At 56.5% G+C, this 20400-nt stretch carries 9 protein-coding genes and 1 pseudogene; 7 read left to right on the top strand and 3 right to left on the bottom strand.

Features of this window, described 5'->3' with window-relative positions:
- Positions 1-8: 8 nt before the first annotated feature.
- The 7 genes from ACNS84_RS12810 to ACNS84_RS12780 all read left to right on the top strand — a co-directional run bounded on the left by ACNS84_RS12810 (position 9) and on the right by ACNS84_RS12780 (position 15943).
- Positions 9-845, top strand: a complete 837-nt coding sequence (locus ACNS84_RS12810; protein ID WP_435075262.1) for a BrxA family protein — start codon at positions 9-11, stop codon at positions 843-845.
- Positions 842-4591, top strand: a complete 3750-nt coding sequence (locus tag ACNS84_RS12805) for a hypothetical protein (protein WP_435075261.1) — start codon at positions 842-844, stop codon at positions 4589-4591. The genes ACNS84_RS12810 and ACNS84_RS12805 overlap by 4 nt, the downstream gene beginning before the upstream one ends.
- Entirely contained in the window at positions 4588-5226 is a 639-nt protein-coding gene (locus tag ACNS84_RS12800; protein ID WP_435075260.1) for a BREX protein BrxB domain-containing protein, read from the top strand. Before ACNS84_RS12805 ends, ACNS84_RS12800 begins: the two co-directional genes overlap by 4 nt.
- Positions 5227-5296: 70 nt before the next feature.
- Positions 5297-8908: a hypothetical protein gene (locus tag ACNS84_RS12795; RefSeq protein WP_435075259.1), complete on the top strand. Its 3612-nt coding sequence runs from the start codon at positions 5297-5299 to the stop codon at positions 8906-8908.
- A complete protein-coding gene (gene pglZ / locus ACNS84_RS12790; protein ID WP_435075258.1) occupies positions 8905-11013 on the top strand; it encodes a BREX-5 system phosphatase PglZ in 2109 nt (702 codons plus the stop codon). Before ACNS84_RS12795 ends, pglZ begins: the two co-directional genes overlap by 4 nt.
- A gap of 212 nt (positions 11014-11225) precedes the next feature.
- Positions 11226-14168, top strand: coding sequence for a DEAD/DEAH box helicase (locus tag ACNS84_RS12785; protein WP_435075257.1), 2943 nt, complete (start codon positions 11226-11228; stop codon positions 14166-14168).
- A gap of 167 nt (positions 14169-14335) precedes the next feature.
- On the top strand, positions 14336-15943 hold the full coding sequence (locus ACNS84_RS12780; RefSeq protein WP_435075256.1) for a DNA methyltransferase: 1608 nt from the start codon (positions 14336-14338) through the stop codon (positions 15941-15943).
- Between the two features lie 160 nt (positions 15944-16103).
- Here ACNS84_RS12780 and ACNS84_RS12775 read toward each other — a convergent pair.
- From ACNS84_RS12775 to ACNS84_RS12765, 3 genes and pseudogenes are all read right to left on the bottom strand, one after another.
- Positions 16104-16301 (bottom strand): annotated as a pseudogene (locus ACNS84_RS12775) (RNA-guided endonuclease TnpB family protein); the annotation flags it as partial.
- 87 nt (positions 16302-16388) lie between these two features.
- Complete coding sequence (locus ACNS84_RS12770) at positions 16389-17831, bottom strand: hypothetical protein (protein WP_435075255.1); 1443 nt, start codon at positions 17829-17831, stop codon at positions 16389-16391.
- Positions 17743-20229, bottom strand: coding sequence for an AAA family ATPase (locus ACNS84_RS12765; protein ID WP_435075254.1), 2487 nt, complete (start codon positions 20227-20229; stop codon positions 17743-17745). The genes ACNS84_RS12770 and ACNS84_RS12765 overlap by 89 nt, the downstream gene beginning before the upstream one ends.
- Positions 20230-20400: the final 171 nt, after the last annotated feature.

Below are 20400 nucleotides of genomic sequence, written 5' to 3'. Positions count from 1 at the left end.
CTCTGCCCATGGCAAACGGCCGGCCGGCGAGGGACGATCACGAAATTCGATCCCTGAATGGCCAATTCAGCCAGGACGAGACACATATCGGGCTCGTCGCTGCCAGCCTCGACCTCGAACAGACCCGTGCCATCATAGACCTATACAACGAATGTGGGGACTGGACGACGGCAAGCGAGCAGTGGCTCGAACGACGAGAGGCAGAGCGCCTCACCGTTGAGGGCTCTCGTCGCTCGTTCAACGCGATCAAGCCCCGACTACAGGAGGCCGGCGGCGGGCTCCCGCCACTCCAGTATCTTCCGGATATCCTCGATACGTGCCGCAAAGAGCGGGACCAACTGCAGGTGCTGTACTGCTACCTTGTCGCCGAGGACACGGTTGTACAGTACGTCCTGCATGAGTATCTTCAGCAACTCCAACGCCGGAGTGTCAGCGCCCTCGATTTCTCGAACGAGCAGATTATCGAGTTCCTCGATGAGTTCCAGCATACTGACGGCTCCCCGTTAGACTTCTCAGAGTCGACCAAGGACCGCTGGGGGACGAACTTCCGCGGTGTCCTTCGATCGATCGGCGTGATTCAATCCAAACAGGGAACCGACGGCGATGTCCCGAACATCGGTGACGTTCCCTTGGAAGTGGCTGCATACTGGTCCTGGCAACAGCTGGACGACGAGTGGCTCATGAACCCACTCGGATGGCGGTACCTCTTCCAGCCCGAATCGTTCTGGAGCCCGCAGAGCAACCGGCTCGCGGAATCCACCCGCTGGTCCACGCATGAGTCCCACGGGCGACTGTGGTACGAACCAGTCGACGATTTCTACGCTAAACTTGGAGAGACAGGATGATCGACGACGACCACCTATTCGAAGACCCTGACCCGCAGTTCGAGGAATCGATCCGGATCGACCGGGATTTCGAGATTGACGACCAGGCAGAGCGGCGTGAAGAACTCTATCGTCGCTATCTCGATGATTATCACCTGACAGAGGCCACCGGAACCTTCCTCGAGGATCTATTCCGCCACTTCCACGAGGAGACCCCTGACGCCGACGAACGGAACCACTGGCTCTATGGCTACTACGGCAGCGGGAAGAGCCACCTCTTGACTGCGCTGGATCTCCTGCTCGACACCGAACAGGTAGAAGCTGCGGGACCGGAGGCCGTGTGGGGTCGGTTCGACAGCAACGACGCCGAGTCGGAGCTGGGCGAGGCCTGGCAGGCCCTCCACGAGGACACCGTCGTTGTCCCGCTGTCGATCAACCTCCTCCAGTACCAGGGCGTCCGCGAGCAGAGCTTCAGCGAGATCGTCCTCCAAGCGGTCTACAACCAGCGCGGCTTCGCCGACCGGCTCGATGTCGCTTTCTTCGAAGAGGAGTTCAATCGGGCGGGCGGCATGTTCGATACCCGTGAGGTGTGGGACCAGCGCGAGACACTGCTGAACGAGGTTCTCGTCGACGAAGGGGTCCCGAACCCCAACTATACCTGGGATGACGTTCGCCAGTACCAGATCCTCTCGGATATCGTCCTCCCGGACCTGACTGAGCGCGCCACGGGGATGGTCGATAATCTGGGCGACATCCAAAACAAGAAGATCGGACAGGAACTCGCCGTCCAGAAGATCGAGTCGTACCGCCAAGAGCTTGAACAACAGTTCGATCGCCCAGTGAAGATCGCGCTCCTGATGGACGAGGTGACGCTCTTTATTGGGGGGAACTACCAGCGGCTCTCAGAACTGAACGCCCTCGCAGAGGGTATCAAAGACGTTGGCCAGGGCAACATCATCTCCGTCGTGACGGCCCAGTCGAATATTGAAGATGTCCAACCCGGACTCGCTGTCAAACAGCTCAACTTCGGGATTCTCAAAGACAGGTTCCCACAACAGTACGAGCTCCCCAGTCGCCACGTCGGAGAGATTGTCCAGCAGCGCCTCCTCGCGAAATCCGATCAGGGGCGACAGTGGATCGAGAATCACGCCCTCACGGCGACGGTTGACCCGGAGATTATGCTCACCTATCGGGAGGTGACCCAGAACACGGCGCCGGGCCTTGACGAGCTTGACCAAGAGCAGTTTATTCAGTACTATCCACTGCTTCCCTACCAACCGGCGCTGTTCATGGAGATCCTCTCGAACCTGCGGAACCAACTGTCGGACGCGACAAAATCAATTTTCTCCGGAACGGCACGAGCGGTTCTGTCGATTGTTGCCGGCCTCCGCGCCGAATGGGCTGAGAAAGATGGCGAAAAGCCGATCATCAGCCTCGTCGATTTCTACGATCTAGTCCAGTACGAGCTTGAAGACATCATCCCGGACAAAACGGATGTCATCGAGGACATCAAGACGGATCCCGAAACGACGGCCTTTGACGTGAAAGTCGCCAAAGCGGTCCTGCTGCTGTCCTACGTCCCTGAGATGGTTCCACAGAGTGATTCCAACCTCGCGACGGCGGTTATGGATGACCTCGAGGGAGAGATCCGATCTAACGTCCAAACACAGGTGCGGAACTCTCTGGAAGGGAACCTCGAAAAGTACATCCGCCCCGACACCAGCACGGACGGAGCCGACCTGCGACTGACCGATCGAGAGGAACAGCGACTCATCTCTAACGCCCGCGAGTTCGAAACCGATCCTGACTGGGATGAGATTATCGAGACGCTCGACCAGCAGCTCTGGAGCGACATTATCGCTGAGTTAGACCTGCCAGGGAGCTACGACTGGGGAACCGACGACGGTGAGACCACTGCTTACCCGGCCGGCTATTCGTTCCACATCGACGGGACACACCTGGAGACCGGATATTCCGAAGAGGAGAACACCGTCTTTGACGTCGATGTGGTTGTCCGGGGGCTGCGACCGGACGTGGATACTGACCGGATTGCACGGGATAAGCTCTACTGGATGTTGGAGACCGAGGGACTTGACGAGCTCCGGACGCAACTGACCGAATGGTGGGCCCTCGAGAAGGCAACTCGACGGACGAACCCGCCAGAATCTGTCGTCCGTGATCGGAATGATGCCGCCAATCGCGTCGCTGATAAACTCCGATCTGCGCTGTCAAACGGGACGTATACTGTCCAAGCCGATGAGTTTGCGACGTTCCCGAACGCCTTAACGGAGTATATCACCGAGACATACCCGGACTACTTCCACCCGTTGCTTGCCCGGATCTCAGACTCGCACTTAGACGAGCTGCGCCAGCTTGACGACGATGACGATGCCCTCCCGAGTTGGGCCGAGACGATTGGTGTGCCTGCAGATAAAACGGGGAATTACGCGACGTACAGTGATATTGCACTCGAGGTCCGTCGGTTGGTTGGGACCCAAATCGAGAACAGCGAAGCGGGGGTAGACGTCGCCACCATTCTAGACCGGGCCATCGATGAGGAGCCGCTATTCAGTGTTGCCACCGATTCCGGACAGGATCCGTCGCCCGCCCTGCTCGCTGTCCTCTGGGGCCTCTGCCGGGCTGGCGTGTTCAGAGTCACGACAGTCGATGAGGACCCAGTCGAGCTCGACGCCTTACTCAGCCCGCGTCGGCACACTGACCTCACCCTTGCGACAGTTCCGCCAGGGAAGCGAGCAAAAGACGTCTTCGTTGAGCACGATCTCATCGAGCCAACTGAAAGCGAAAATCAGGGGTACATCAACTTCGCGGACTGGCTCGGAGATGTCGAGACTCGGGCAAACGCTCTTGCAAGTAATGCTGGAGTCAAAGCGGACACCACATTTGAGACGGCGGTAGAGACGCTTGTCCGGCGGCTCGCAACGCAGGCCGAAGCCATCGCGGACGCAACCGCAGAACGACAAAATCGAGCCACGACGTCCGACACCAAGGACTTACGAGAGATGATCGAAGCGACGGAGACGGAAGCGACCATCCTGACGATGGCCGAGACACAGTGGGACGAGCGCCTTCCCTTCCTCCTCCAGCTGGAAGGCCTCACCCGATCTGAACTGAGCGAAGTCGGATGGTTCGGCGACGATGTCCGCGACCAACTACAAACCCTGACTGACCAAGTCGAAGGTGCCACCGAGATGGACTGGTGGACAGATGACGGATGGCCCGAATTTGTCGACGAACTCGATGCGCGCCAGCCAGCTATTGACGCACTCGAGGAGGCATGGGCCGAGCAACAGGCCACCACAGCAGTCGAGTCGCTTCTGGCAGAGTTGGAGGACCATCCATGGCTGATCGAGCCAACGGAGCTCACCATGGTCCAGGACGGATTCATGACCACATACCTCAACCCCCTCCGAACCTTCCGGAACACCGTTGAGCACAGTACGACAGCACTGGAAGGTCTAACCGACCCCGAGCCAGGAGCCGCCGATTCAAGCGTGTTGACGACGATATTGGGGCGGCTCAACGGGCGACTCGACTGGGACGCGCTTTCAGAAGAAACGGTCGCCCAGCGTCGAGAGCAGCTCGCGACGATCGATCGACTGCTCGATGGCAAGACGCCGCGTGAGGTGAACAGAGTCGGCCTGTTGCATGCGGATGCGGAGACGCTCCGAGCCCAAATCGAGTCGCTCGAAGACAGCGGGATAGATCTTGATCTCGTCGATGTTGACGGCGGGGTGATCGTCCGATGAGTGAGACAACAAAGAACCCGCTTGTCGCATTCACCGACGAGTTGGTTGATTTCGCCCGCGGCGAGCGCCGCGGGATTCGGAACCCCTTCGTGATGGTGCCCGTCGAGCCACGGATCGAACACCGGGTGACGAATCGACTTGAGGCATGGGCAAGCGCACCTGAGGGGCGACTCGCCGATTGGGAGGACGTTACCGACACCAGTGGCACCGCGGTGAGAATTACAAGTGTCCGTCTGGATGCACTCTTGCCCCAGACGACAGCCTTCGAGACCAGTATCGATCTGGGACCACTAGAACGGGTTGAAACGGCGGCTGTCGAAGATACCTTGGAGCGAAACCTTGCCTCAGAACTCGTTGAGACGCTCATTAGCGAACATATCTCTGGTGGCAGTGTCACCAACGATCGCTCGTCGGTGCTGGTCCTCCTCGGTCTCGGGAGCCTGTATCCGTTTACCAGAGCATCCGAGTTACTCGACGAACTCGACCGCAAAAACGTCAATACAACCGTCGGGATCCCGTTCCCGGGATCCGTTGTGGGCGGTCGGCTGAGCTTCTTCAACGAACGTGCGCGCCACTACTACCCGGCCCATCGGATCGGCAACAAAGTGACTGAGGGGTACATGACCGATGTCTGAATTTAACACACTCTCCGATTTGTTCCCGGCGGATCGCCAACCGACTCGTGAGCTCGAACCGATCCAGAAGGTGGACCGGACCGACCAGATCGAGCGCGACATCGACGAGTTCTACGAAACCGCGAGCGCAAGGCGTGTGCTCCGAGAAACAGCCGCAATTGTTGCTAACACCGATGTCGATCACCGCTTCCGGTACGTCCACGCGACCTTCGGGTCGGGGAAGTCCCATCTACTGAAGCTCATCGGCGTCGCGACGGGCGAGATGGAGGGGTTGGAGTCATATGCTCACGATCTCGCAAACACCACGACAGGGTTCAAACAGTTCCGGGATGCGATCGCTGATGGCAACATCGACCACCTCCAGCCGCTGTTCTTGAATCTCCTTGACCGCGATCGGGACGATACGAAGCTTCCATTAATCTTGTATGAAGAGCTCGGGCGCCGCCGAGGCTACCATACTGAACTCCCTTGGCTGCTCGAGTTCTGCTGGCGGCTCGATATCGAACACGACCTCTGGGAGCCACTCACGACCATCGAGCACAAAGATCTGCAGCTAGCGGATGTCGTCGACCGTCCTGCCTCCCTTCGCCCGTGGCTCCAAGCGGCGATTCCCCAGCTCGATGGGGCTGCCGCAGCCGGACTGGACTCTGCTGCAGCCGTCGACGCCCAAATTGACGCTGCTGAGGAAGCGATCGATCCCGCATCCTTCAGTCCGGACGACCTCGTCGAGCGACTTCATCGGACAAAACGCCATCTCGAGCAGGACGGCGACACCTATCAATACCTGATCGGGCTTGACGAAATCGCGATCTACGTCGGTGATCAGCAGCGGCGGTACGAAGAGGTAATTGAAACGGTGACCGCCCTCATCGATGGCCTTAATCCGCCGATCTTGGGCACCGGTCAATGGCCGATGCGGGACATGCAGCAGAACTTCATCGGTGACGTCGATGAGGAAGCCTGGTACGCACAGGAGATTAAACTGGAAGGCGCCGACACCGAAACCATCGTTCGAAAGCGCTGGCTCCAGAAATCAGGGACGGGCGCGGACTACATCGAATCAGAACTCCTCACCGACGCTCCGGAGTTAGCACCGACACTTACTGAAGATGCCAACCCACCGGACCACAACAACCCAGTCGAAGCGTACCCGTTCCGCGATCTGGACCTGTGGCTCCTCCGTGAATCGATGCAGGGGCTGATCGAGGGAGATCGAGATACTGACCGGGAGTACATCCAGGGCCGAGCACTGCTGGCACGCGTTCGGTCGCTGTTCGTGACGCATGGCTGGGCGGCTCGCCAGCCCGGTGTTGTCGTCGCCTGGGACACGATCTTCGACATCATCGACGCCGATACGGAACTCATCTCGAGCTGGGCAACGGGACTGATCACTCGGGTGGAGAACACGCTCGAAAACGAAACAACAACCAGAACGGCCAAAGCGCTCTTTCTGCTCAGCCAGGTGGAGACCGTCCCACGGACTGCCGAAAATATGGCTCGCCTGCTGGTGCGTGATGTCGGAACAGACGTCGATGAACTGACTGAAGAGGTCCGAACCCAGCTGGAAGCGATGGCTCAGCGCAATCTGATCCGAAAGAGTACGGACACTGCAGAGCCGACGTATACCATTCTCTCTGAGGAAGACATCCAGTTCTGGCAGGAAGTCCAGCAGGAGGCCACCGAGCTTCCTGAACACCAAGTCCAGAACAACATCCAGCAGTTCATTCAGGAAGCCGATCCAACGCGATTACCGGCTCATGAGGGGACTCAAACGGGGGCCTTTGGCGAGCTCGATGGGATCAGCTACACCGTTCGGTACTCGATTGACCGGTCGATCCCAGACTCTGTCACGGAGGAGTACGATACGATTGTTATCCGGCTGTTGGTCCACGACGAAGCAACGATCAGCACCCAGCGCAAGCAGTGGCAGGAAGCTCACAGCGGACCTACCGGCCGTGAAGACGTGCTAGTCACCGCCGAGCTCACAGAGACAATCCGACGGCAAGTTCGGGAACTCATCGGCATGCAGCTCGTGTTGAAGGGGATGGCCGACCCGGATCCGGATTACCGGCTCCAACGCCAATCGATGCAGGAGGACGTCGAAGACGAACTCCGGACTCGTCTTAATGAGGCGGCGGTGTACCTGCCGCAGCGGGCGACAGCCTACGGAAGCTACCTCGAAGATCTCGATAGTGTGGTCACGACTGCCGTCAATGAGAAGTTCCCTAACCGAAAGAACATCGACCACACCCTCCAGATGGAGGATCTCCAGGAGCTTATCGACTTCTTCCAAGACAACGGAGCCTGGCCTCTGAGCACAACGGACGCCGATCGACTGGGTGTAAATCGTGTGCCACGGACGATCAGTAACGGTTGGGCCGAAGAGTTCCTCGATCTAGACCGATTCGATAATGATAAGCGAGTCAGTGGAGAGCGGGTGCTGGAGACGATCAACGCTCGTGGAGGAGCGTTCCTCGGGACTCCGACTGAGGCGCTACAGACGCTCCTGTTCGTTCTTGTGGCTGCAAACCGGATCGCCCTCCGAGTCGATGGAGACCGGGTGACTGATACCCGGACGATCGCTCGTACGATCACCAGCACAACGAAGTTCACCGACGCGATCGTCGTGTTCGACCCCTCGCCCCCACCGGAGGACCTCACTGACGTCTATGCGGCGCTCGTTGGCGAGGAACCGGAAACTGATGATCCTCACGAGCTGCTCGACGGGCTCAACAAGTGGGCGACCCAGCATACGGAGGCGTTCAACACGGTCGTCTCGCGAACGAATCTCGAGTTCGATACTCGCCTCACGCTGGGGGATCTGGACGATGCCCTCAGCCCAGCGTTCTCCGGCGGTGAACTGGATGCTGATCTTCTGACGAATGAGAGCGTCGTCGAACAGGCCGAACGGTTTGCGAAGGTTGCACCGTTGTTCCTCACAGAGAGTGATGAGGATGAGCCGCTGTGGGACCAGGTTACCGCTGTTTCAGATTGGCTCACAGAATACTATCCCAAGGCGACGGTCACGGGACAGCTGAGCACGGCCACCAACGGCTCAAAGATCCCGAGCGTCGATATACTGGAATCGCAACTTCACGAAGCGAGCCAATTCCGGGTTGAGACGCTACAAGAGCTGTATCAACAGATCGCAGGGCAGTCGATGACGACCGACGATATCGACGCCCTCCGGGCGGAACTCACCGACAGACTCGTGAGTCGAGATCTTGCCGCAGATATCGAACAGGTCACCGAGACGTATCCACAGGTGAACCTGGAGGCGCTTCAAGAGGCAATCGATGACGCGAACAACGCAGACGAGCCACTCTCGGAAGAGGCGTTTGCCAATTCAGCGTTGCGGAATAACATCGAAACCCTTGCGAATGGACGCACACTCCTCGAGACACCGGACGACGGTGACTCACTACATACCCAGCTCGAGGCCGTCAATACTGAGCTGCCCGCCAGCCCTGATGGATTCGTCGCCCAGCAAATCGCCAAGGCTGTGTCCGGCGCGACGATTCCGACACCAGATCGCGCCAAACAGCTTCTCGAGCAGGGACGAGCGATTCTCGCTGGTGACGACGAGGATGATGGTGGAGAAACAGACACCCAACTCTGGCAACAGCTATCGGAGTACGACGACGGAACAATCGTCGTCATCGAGACGGAGGCCGACAAATGATTCAGCAGCCCAAACGATCACTGACTGACGAAGCACAACAGCGGCTCCAACAAGCGTTCCCAGAGAGCCACACGAGCACCGTGCGGGTCGTGTGGTGGGACGACGGCGGCTATCTTCGAGAGATTGTTGAAGCCGCCACAGAGGAGATGGATATCGGCTTTCGCGCCGCGGACGGGTTCCCGCTTGGACTGCGTACCGACGCCCTCGCTGAAGAACGCGAGATGGACCGACCGGTTGTATGGTATATCGCTGACGACAAGGATGGCCGAGATTGGTTTCGAGACATTCGCGAGACGGGTGGTGAAGTCGCCTGTAGCATCGAAGAGCTCACTGCCGACCTCTATGAGGTCAACCCCTGGGATATCTTCGACGTTGAGCGCCATGACGACGTTATTCGAGAGCGGGTAGCTGACTTAATCAAAGCGAAGTTCGAAACACGGGGCACTCCCCAGTACGACAGTCTCCGAGAAGAGATCATCACGCGTGGAGGTGGAAAGTTGATCGACCACCTTCTGCGGGATGGCTGGCCGGAGATTAGTCGAGATCCGGCGACAGTCGCTGACGTCCGCAACAGGCTCGATGACGACATCCCGATTCCGCCCGGTGCCGGCCCGGCAGAGATTACAGAGACGGTTCGTCGGTGGGCAGTCGCCCAATCGCTACACGACACGGGTGTCGACGGCTCACTCTTTCCCGAGGGGTACGGCGAATCCACGCACAGCCCCTTAACGACGCTACTCAATATGGGTGGAACTAGAGCCCGGGCCGAAGAATATCTGAGCGTTGAGTTCTGGCCAGACATCATTCGCCGTCTCGACGATGTCTGGGAGTATGCTGCGTGTCCAGTGGATCGCGCACTAGATGATGCGCTCTGGGAAGCCTGGATCGACCGATTCGAGGCCGGGGAGCTGGCTACGTGTATTGACCATGCACAGACTCGGCAATCAGCATTAGCGGTCTATCCCGAAAGTACCGGCTGGCGTGACCTCTGGGCCCAGTGTGAACACCTGGCTCGGCTACAACAACAGTTCGACGCATGGGAGAGCCAAGAGGGAACAGACGACCCGTTTACGGCCTATGCTGACGTTGAAGATGGGAGTTGGCAGATCGACAACGAAGTGCTCCACATCCAACTCACTGGGACACCGGAAAGTGAGATACCCGCAGCCCACCCGGCGACGGAGCGACTCCCAGAAGTTCGCAAGGAAATGCTGACAACTCGGTATCGCGAATATCTGGAGACATTAGCCAGCGACGTTGAGGCTGCCATGCAAGTCGGCAATCCCCTTGCGGACAAAGCGCCGGCTCATGAGTGGTGGACCGATCACGAAAGCGAATTTGAAAAAGCCGGGACCGTCGCAATCCTGTTGATCGACGCTTTGCGGTTCGACCTTGCCCAACGTCTCGCCGAGACGCTCGGCGATTCGTTCGATGTCACGCGTGAAACGCGGCTATCGACGTTACCTTCTGAGACAAAATTTGGTATGGCCGCGCTCACTCCGGGCCGGGCGTTCAGATTTTCGGTCGACATGCGGAATGAGACGCTTACGCCCTCGCAGGGTGAACGCTCGCTATCGAACAAACAGCAGCGCATCGCGTTCCTCAGCGATGAAGGCTGGGCTGTCCCCGAAGATCGAGAGTCGGGCTGGGGGCAGAGTCGAATCGCCTATTACGATAAGGAAATCGATGAGGTTGGCGAAGGTGAAATCGGCGAAATGGAACACCATTTCGACAATTACCTCTCCGATCTTGCTGAGACGATCCGGCAGAAGTTGGATGACGAAAACTGGGATCGGATTTACGTTACCACAGACCATGGATTCGTCCTCCTGCCCGAGGGGACGACAACGGAAGCTGTCCCGTCAGATGCACCAGGCGGTGAAGTCAAGTACCGGCGCGTTGCTGGCGGTGACCTGAACGGACTGTCCAACGGTGTACAGGTGTCACCGAACACGACCGGCTTGAACTACTTAGATACGGACCTCCAGCTTCTCGTCGATCCGCGTCAGTACTTCAGCAAGCAGGGCTACAGTGGTGATCGCTACTACCACGGTGGGCTTCTTCCACAGGAGTGTATGCTCTCATTTTTGGAGATTACACAGTAGCACGCACCGCCACATAGATCTCTCAAGTAAAATCCACTCTGTCTGTTGGTATCACAAGAACTCAGAGCTTTGTTGGCACGCTTGATAAAATCGGTTATGACTATCCACTAGTTGTCTCTTGATTACATCACCCGGTACTATACCAGGAAAACCCTCACTAAGTCTATGACCAAGAAAAACAACTACCTGCAGCTCGCTCAGAGTGACTCACAATGACAGATGAGGTGCTCATCCGACGGTTCCCTCCACCCGTTCCTGGATTACCAAACGAGCAAGAACGGTACGAAACAGTCCTCTCGACGTTAGCTGAGCTGTCCGAGCCACCGACAAAATCTGAATTCGTTGAGCCCTGTCAAGCTGCGATTGAACGACGCCACGCGGATACGCTGAGCGACTCATGGACCCGTCACATCATCACTGATCTCATTCGCTCGGGGTTCATCCGAGAATCGGCTGAGATCGGATCAGGGAGTGACAAACGGCTCCGAGTCGAGAACGACGCTCAACGGTGGCTCGAGGGTGAAATCGAATTCAGTGACTGCGTGTACAAAGCACTCAAACGCGGATGGGTTCTCCGGGCAGAGCATCCAGAAGGCTTTGAAGCCCTTGAGCGGGTGTATCATGCGATCACCTACGAATGTATCCAGCCAGCGAGTTCACGCAGCATCAAGACTACTTTACAGACTGAGTACGGCTATCAGTTTAGCCAACAGGGGCTTCGCGGATACCCAGAACTCCTCTGCCATATGGGCTACTTAGAGGAGACAGATAATGGGTATCAGATTCCCGTATCTGTTGATGCTGAGAAGGCGCTCACCCGTCTTCGGAACCCAGATCTGTTTCGAAAATATGAGAACTATCTCAAGCGTGAGGGAGTGCTAGCGGATTATCCACCCAAGAAGGCGAAACAAGCCCTGATGAAGTACTACATGTACCGCGAATCAGGTGGGTGGTCTAAACGAAAACAGTGGTACAGACAGTTCTGGCAGTCGTATCTGAAGCCCAGTGCTCGTCATGCAACGAACCGCAATCCCGAGTTGCAGCGAAACGACGAGTTTGTTGAAGTGAAAAATAAGCGGAAACAGCTACGCACTCAGATTAACGCGGACTTCGGGATCGAGACCGCCCGACTCAGAAATCTTTCTGTCGATGATCTCCAGCGGATCCAGGGTACGGAGTCCCCTGATGAGGCCCGTCGCGAACTCATTAAATGTGGAAGTGGTCTCACACGGGCTGATCTCTCCGAGTTCGTTGGGAACAAATCCTACACGTTCCAGGACGATTTCACGCTGTACGATTGGCAAGCAGACGCGGCCAACACCTGGTTCACGGGAACCGCCCAAACCGACCCCCAGGAAGGGATTGCAGAGGTCGTAACTGGCGCTGGAAAGACAGTTATGGCCCTTGAAGTCATCCGGCGATGGCTCGATGAAACTGATGACGGCGTTGTCACCATTGTTGTTCCGACGAAGGTGTTGATGTATCAGTGGCTCACCGAACTGACTCAAAAGCTCAACGTTCCGCTTGAGGATCTGGGCTGGGCAGGCGACGGCCACCGCGATTCGTTCGACGGTGATGAGATCAGGATTTTAGTTACCATTGTTAACACGGCTGTCAAAGACGACTACCTAGCTACCTGTCTCGATGACATCGGGTTCCCACCCCATCTGCTCGTCGCCGACGAGTGTCACAACTATACCGGTGATGTCCACTCGAATGTCCTTGGGTATCACAACACTGCAACGCTTGGTCTATCTGCGACACCGACAGAAAAACCACAGAGTGAGCGTGATCTCACCGAGACTGAAGAGCAGTTATTCACCTACCTCGGGAAACCGTTCTACACGCTCACCTACAGCGAAGCGATCGAACAGGAGTTGATTCCGAGCTTCAAAATTAACTACGTCGGGTTCGATCTCGCGCCAGCCGAGCGACAAAAGTACGAAAGCCTCAGCCGGGAGATCACAGATGCACTCAAAGAGATCCGGACGCGGTACGCTAATCGACTGTATCAGTTGAATGGCAATCTCCATCAAAAGCTGAATACGATTCTGAACTCCGATGAGTCGCCTCACCCGTCGGTGGGGCAGTTCTTCACGCTTACTCAGCGGCGTCGTTACCTCGTTCAGAATGCGGTCGCACGGCAGGCGATCACGCTCCGACTGTTAGAGGGGATCGACACTGATGAGAAGGCGATCGTGTTTCAAGAACGGATTGAGCAGTTGAAACAGCTGATTGCCCCCTGGGAACGACTCGGGCAAACGCGAGAGGGCGAAATTTCAGCCGAAAGCGCGAGTGGCTACCGTTCCCAGCTTTACGATGAGTTCCCAGAGCTTGAGGAAGTCGACCAAGCGGTTGAGGAGCTATTTGCCCGCCCGGATTACTGGCCAGTTATGTATCATTCAGGACATCGGCGTGAGATATGGAACGAGTTCGCGATGGAGTGGTTCCGCGCCGACGACCACGCGAACGTCATGCTCAGTGTCAAAGCCCTGATCGAGGGTGTTGACGTGCCAGATGCCGACACCGGTATTATTCGGGTTTCGAGCGGCAGCGTTCGCCAACGTATCCAGACGCTTGGGCGGATCCTCCGAACTGGGGATAACCCGGATCGGCAGTCGGAACTGTACGTCTTGTATGCGCGCGACACTGTTGATGAGAACATCTTCCGCGAATACGACTGGGAAGAGCAACTCGGCAACGCAGACGTTGAGCACCTCCACTGGGAAGTTGAGGAGTCGGTGTTAGAGGGCGAACTCGTCGACGGCCATCGACCAGACGTTCAAGAATACACCGAGCCATCGTTCCCAGACGTAACCGATCTCGAGCCGGGTGAGCCGTATGAGGGACCGACCCACGGCTACAAGATCAGTGTTGACGCCGAGGGACGTCCGTTCGAACGCACCGGATCAAGCCGATCGTTCATCACCAACGAGGAAGTCAAAGAGGCCGCTCAGATCGTCTATCGACTGAAAAGCGGTGGGACGATCCATATCAACGAGCGTGGCCACATGACGACCAGAACTGACGAGGAAACGGTCTATCTCGGCCAGACGGCGGGCCCGGATTCGTTCAATCACGAGGAAACGACACACGACCAGCCCACTGGTGACCCACCAGAGTTTGATGACCTCTTCGGCGATGACGCTACCTGAACGACGCGTCCACCGCGGAGGTTCGTGAGCGCCTCTACCATAGATTGTGCTCTGAGTCTTCTCACCTCATAGATCCGAATTGTGACAGATTATTTTGTTGATATTTCTGCGCAGTCAATTCAAGGCGTAAAGGATAGTACGGTGGGGTCTGAAAACAATACTCAACAATGGGGACTCGTAGTGTAGAAGAAAGCGATCGTCGGGCGGATGATCAAGAGTCCGTTGCCGATCTTCTTGACTCCTCCCCAACGTATGAGACGGAACTCGGCGCCGCGTTCCAAGGCGATAGCCGCGAACTGCTGAAGGAGCTACCCGACAATTCGATTGACCTGATCGTTACGTCGCCACCGTTCGCACTCCAGAACGAGAAGGAGTACGGGAATAAGGATCAGGACTCATACAACGAGTGGTTCATGGAGTTCATCCCAGAAGTTCGGCGGGTGCTCCAACCGCACGGGAGCTTCATCGTCGAGATCGGTGGCGCGTTCAAGAAAGGGATGCCGGAGCGCTCTCTGTACCAGTGGAAGCTCCTGACGCGCATCGTCGAGGAGGGCAACCTGAAGTTTGCCCAGGACTGGTACTGGTACAATCCGAACAAGCTCCCGAGCCCGATCGAGTGGGTGAACGTCCGGAAACTCCGCGGCGTCGACGCCGTGACGCAAATGTGGTGGTTCTCGAAAGAGCTCAACAAGGAGCCTGCCTACACGCAGGATCTGCAAGACAAAGTCGAGACCATTGAGACGATCCGCGATGAGTTTGGAGACCGCCTCACCGACGACGAACTGCTGGATGTCGTCGAGGCGATTCTCTACGGCGAGGCTGAACTACCCTCACAGAAAACTACCGACGATGGGACGGACCAGACGACTCTAAACACTGCAGCTGAAGAGGAAGACGAAATCGTCGAGGAGCCTGATGATCGCCTTTCGGTCGCGTACGTTCTTGATCTTCTCGCCGAGGTGAGTTCGTCAGATCCGGAAACGTGGTCCGCCGAGACCGACCTTACCCGCGCGGATTTAGAGCGCGTCTTCGAGGTCCTCGAACCGAACAACGATGAGCGGTACGACGAGGACGTACGGGAGACGCTCTTAGCGAACATTTCTCCGTACTGGACGCTCTACGTCCATAGCCTCATTCTTGGCACAAACAAGGCGCCACGAGTCTATGGGGAAAAAGTACTTGCCCACATCAAAAACGGAGAAGAAATCCGACGGCCATACCCCAAACCCGAGGTAAACAACCAGCGCAACTCGCAGGTGCTGAAGACGTACAGTGAGAGCCAAGAAGAGCTCATCGAGACCGGTGAATACAACGAAGGAAAGCGCAGTTCGGGGCATGATATCGGCTCAGACTCGTTTTCGAACGACAACGATGGAGCGATTCCGAAGAACTTCATCAAAACACCGAACACGGCAAGCAACACGCACTATCAGCGGATGTGTCGTAAATACGGGTTTGATCGACACCCTGCCCGCTTCCCGGAGAAGTTACCGCAGTTCTTCGTGAACCTGCTGACTCCCGACCCGCCTTACGACGGGTGGGAACGTGGCGATCAGACGTCGCCAGGATACCTCGATCGCCCGATCGTGCTCGACATCTTCGGTGGGTCAAACTGGACCGGGAAGACCGCCGAGGACGCTGATCGCCATTGGCTGACTTTCGAGCGCAACGAGGAGTACATTCGTACTTCAGAGATACGGTTCCTCGAAGAGGAGAAGCTTCAAGAACGATTAAAGAGCGGTGACCCACTGAACGAGTTTCGAGAAGAGGAGTGAGCAGCCCAGTCGTAGAGAGATCCGGATTGTCGTTGACATCCTCCGCGTGAACGCAGAGGAATCCGGTGCGGTGGGAGTTTGAGGTTTGCAATCCAGTTACCGGACTGCCAATCCTTTTGAGCGCGGGTAGTCTCACACCGTCGGACGGGTGGACTGCTGGTCATGTCAAGCGGCCGTTACTCCTATCCTCACCGCGAGGACTCGGAGTTATCTTCTGACGCATATTCTCTACCTCGTTGCAATCTTCGTTCCCGATCAATTTACACGACTGACACGCGTACAAGCCACGGTGCTTGCGGTTAGACTGTGTATTGTCACCACGCCGCGAACAGGTCTTCGACGTGTTCCAGTCGTTTTCGGGGGTCAAGACACGCTCTTAGCGAACAGTTGGTCCAGAGTCCCCAGTGATTTTGGGTAGTATCAAACGAATGCATCTGACGCACGATTACGTGCTATTAGCCTCGGGAAGCTGTTGTGTCAGCGGGCGGATCCAGTCCGGTTGCTGTGAACTGGCGCTGTCGTTAGCAAGAAGGTCACTGCCGTTGCAATGGACGAGACGATCGCTTGTTCCACTTGTTGTGATCCCATTAGTAATGAGCAGCCCGGCCACAGAAATATCGGGGTTGTCGAGAAGAGACACGTCATCGGCGGTCCCAAAGCGACGGTACGTGAGGAGTTCCGCAAGGCCTCGCTTGAAAGTCTGTTTCGCATCCGAATACTTGACTTCGCCGATGAGTACGGTCAGCAGTTCATCTTGGCTGGTAGTGTCATACAGCTCAATAATAAGGTCGGGACGCCCGTTGTATAAGACGGGCTCGTGGGAACTCCCGGTGAGTGTTTCGAGGGTTGTCGCGTAGTCGGTGAGCGCGTCGTGATAGCGCGCGAACTGCGGATGGGTCGGTCTATCTCCATCTAGCGGCTCGTAGAAGCTGAGCGTCCCGGTGCGGTCATGATACACGTCAATACGACGATCATCAGATTTGAAGCGCGCAAGTGCGTCAGTATCCCCATCAATCGGCTGCAGTCTGAAGCCAGGGGTGTGAGCGTTGAGGGTACGAATCACGCGAAAACAACAAAACAACTCATAGAGTTGCGGCGCACGCGTCGGAATAACAAGCGTGTTCGCCAGTAGCTCGGTGATATCGGGATCAAACGTGTCGGCTTGGAGGCGTTGATACGCATCGTACAGCTCATAGGCGTCGGTGTACAGCGACAGACGGGAGCGACGTGCGGTAGTCATATCCTGGCTGGTGACACTGAGAGATTGCCCATCGCTGATGCGATTGAGATGGACATTCTGGCGGTACAGGCGGATGAAATCTCTGATCTGGTCGTCGCTCCAGTACTCGTGGCGCCAGTCGTACTCAATGGGCTCGAGATCGGTGCTGACTGTACGGTGAATCACCCATAGGAGCCGTTTCAACACGCGATTCTCAGGGATGTCGTATTCGGTGTACGGCGTGTTACAAACGAACCGGCTCTGGTCAACGTATCCGCTTTCAGCACGGGTTCGGAGTGTCGCGCTCCAGTCGATCGCGCCGCGGACTTCCCCGCGTGTAGGACGTTGGTCGCGTTGGTGTTCGGTTTTGATCCGTCGAACACGGTCTGGGAGCTGCGTGATAAACTTACGGACCGGCGTTGAGAGACAGAAATGAATGCGTTTGACACGCTCCCAGTCGTCGATATCGAGCCCCTCGTACGCAAGTGAGTCAGCCAATGCGTGGGTGTTGAGGGTGCCACTTCGGAGGTAGGTGCTTAGCTCCGCGGCGGTGGCGTCGAGAAGTTCCGCTTCAGTGAGGCTACGCGCCATCTTCAAATGCAATTCCGAAGAAATCGGCGGCTTTCTGCTGGAGTATTGTCCCATCAAGATCGAGTGCGACTGTGCCATGTTCGGTCGCGACGGTCTGGCCCGTGAGCGACCGAATCAGCTGTTTCTGCTGGGCAGGTCGCATCCCCTCAAGTTGTGGGTAGACAAGCGAAATTACCGCAGACGTCAACGCATCAGCTTGCGTGCCACCACTGTCAGTGTAGGCGTCCAGATACCGAATAATATCGTAGACAATAGAGGGGCCGATGGTGCGGTGTTCGTTAATGCGCTGCCACAGCACAGTCACAACCTGGAAGTTCTCCTCGAGAACAGACTCCAACATCTTGTTATCGGTGAGCCACGCGGTCGCATAGTTGGTCGTCCCGTGAGGATCAAGCAGTGAACTGCGGACACTCTCGTCGTCGGTCGTCAGCGGAGGAACGCCGACGTGAATGAAGTTGAACCGCCGCATGAACGCGTACGACATCTCGTACAGTGAAGTTTTATCATAGGTGTTCATCGTCGCGAGTAACCGCCACGAGGGGGTGACTGGGAAAGCATCCGGATTCTCAATGATGGCAGCGAGCTCCTCGTCGGTCGTTGTGCCCGAAAGTGATCGGAGCTCGACGGTCCGATCGCGTTCATACGGGAGCTCGGTTGAGTCGCCGGAAAGCACAGAGAACAGCTGGCCGAAGGCTTTGTCGATGTCTGCGCGGTTGATCTCGTCGATGATGAGCCACTCGTTGACGATCTGGTCTTGTCGGAAGCAGTTGAGAAAGAGTCGTGGCTCGAATAGCAGCTGTTGGCCACCGTCGCCTGTGGAGGGGACGTAGCCGCCGATGGTGTCGAACGCGGTCCACTCAGACGTTGCTGTCGTAAACCGGTAATCATCGACTTGGTCGTACGTCGTAGCGGTCTCCGCGATCGCTTTTGCGAGCTTGGTTTTCCCGGTGCCAGGCGGGCCGGTGAAGATGATATGTTTCCCGGAGCGGAGCGACGCTTCAATCTCGCGGCGTAGTCGATCCGCATCATCGAAATACAGCGTGTCGGGGATCGAGACGGCAATTTCAGGCGAAGTGAGTTTCGCTGCGAGCGCATCAACGGCCTCCTGTGACACATCGTCGGTACGGGGCGCTTCTAAGGCGAGAATCGACTCAAATTCGTCTTCGGTGAGCGTAAAGAGACTACCCTGTGCCCGGTTTTTCACCGGTGATGAGTTCTCAATAGCGGGAACTGCAGTGAGCTGCTCCCATGTGATTTTCTCAACTGCTCGTGTGTATTCGATCGTGATTCCTGCAACTGGTTCATCATAGTCATCATGTTCACTCGTGTGAAGACCTTCGACGATCTGCCCTTTTGCGACGATCGCTTGGACCGGCTGTGACTCATAAAAGACCACTTCATCACCAGGACTGGCTTTTTCAAAGGCATCAAATATCCGGCGTTTGTTCCCGTTGCGGTTGTATGCAGTATAAAATACCTCTCCGTGGTCGGCGATACTCTCAACGGACCAGATCGCGGGATTCGCCGTGATCCAGAAGTAGTTGGTTGACTCTGTCGGATCTACGTCCGGGACGTCGATATCTGCTTTCCTGAGTAGATACTGTCCGGCGTCATCAGTAAGATGACAGAGGTACGCCTGAATGACGTTGCCGTTCTTATCGAGCGGGTAGCGACGTTTGTTTTGTTTGTACTCGGGGGTCTGAAGTTGGTCCTGAATCACTGATAGTGGGAGCGGCGAGTCAAGCTGGGTCGTCGAGACATCAACCCGATAGTATTCGTCGTCCTCGAGGGCCGTTCGATATGCGCCACCAGTGGCGACCGAACAGGCTCGGATCGCTTGGTCCGTGTAATGAAAGATAACATCGCCTCGTTCGATGACTGTCAGATCTCGCTGCCACTTCGTATCGCTTGAACGAAGATATTCGCCCTCAAGCTCGATGTCTCGCTTCTGGTTCACCCAATAATACGATCTATCGGACTCCTCTGTTGGCGGGTCGCTGGTGGTAATTAGTTCCCCAAGGTCGCGATCAATTGATTCCCCGGTGAGATACTCAAAGAGAACGTTCCAGTTGTTTGTGCGGCTCTGAAAGGGAGCTGCGTATTGGCCCGGTCCGTCACTCTCGATCGTTAGATCGCCGGTCTCGCTTGCCTCATTTTCAAGGAGATCCTGTGAGAGGAAGATGAAGTGATCGTGTGCCGGATCGAAGCGTGATCGGTCCTGAACGTCAAGTTGGATCGCAAACACCCGCTCATCACGCTTGTCGTTGAGCCGTTCGATTTCTCGATCATATCGCTGCCAAATGGCGGGCTGATCACGCGTTCCATAGGTGGAGGTCCGTACCTTGCCCACGGCAGGCGATGCTGTGTCCGACGTAATCTGGAAGATATCTGTCGGTGAGAGATCCACTTGCACGTCAACCGCGTTAGCGATTGTTTCAAAATACGAAAGCCACTGCTTTGCAGCTTGCGACGCCATTGCTATGACTAACTGATAACAACCATATAAATTTCTACCATCAACTGAACTCCAGTTATCACATAGCTATGATATTCATATTATTCCATCTTATTATCAATGTGATCAGGATGAGGGATGCTGCCAAGAATAGGTCGTGTGCTACTTTCCGAAGGTATTCTGTTTCGATGA

Origin of the sequence: Halorubrum wangae (genome assembly GCF_051194135.1) — an archaeon.
Classification (GTDB): domain Archaea; phylum Halobacteriota; class Halobacteria; order Halobacteriales; family Haloferacaceae; genus Halorubrum.
Note: the sequence above shows the minus strand (reverse complement) of the source record. Positions and strands in the feature narration are given on the sequence as shown.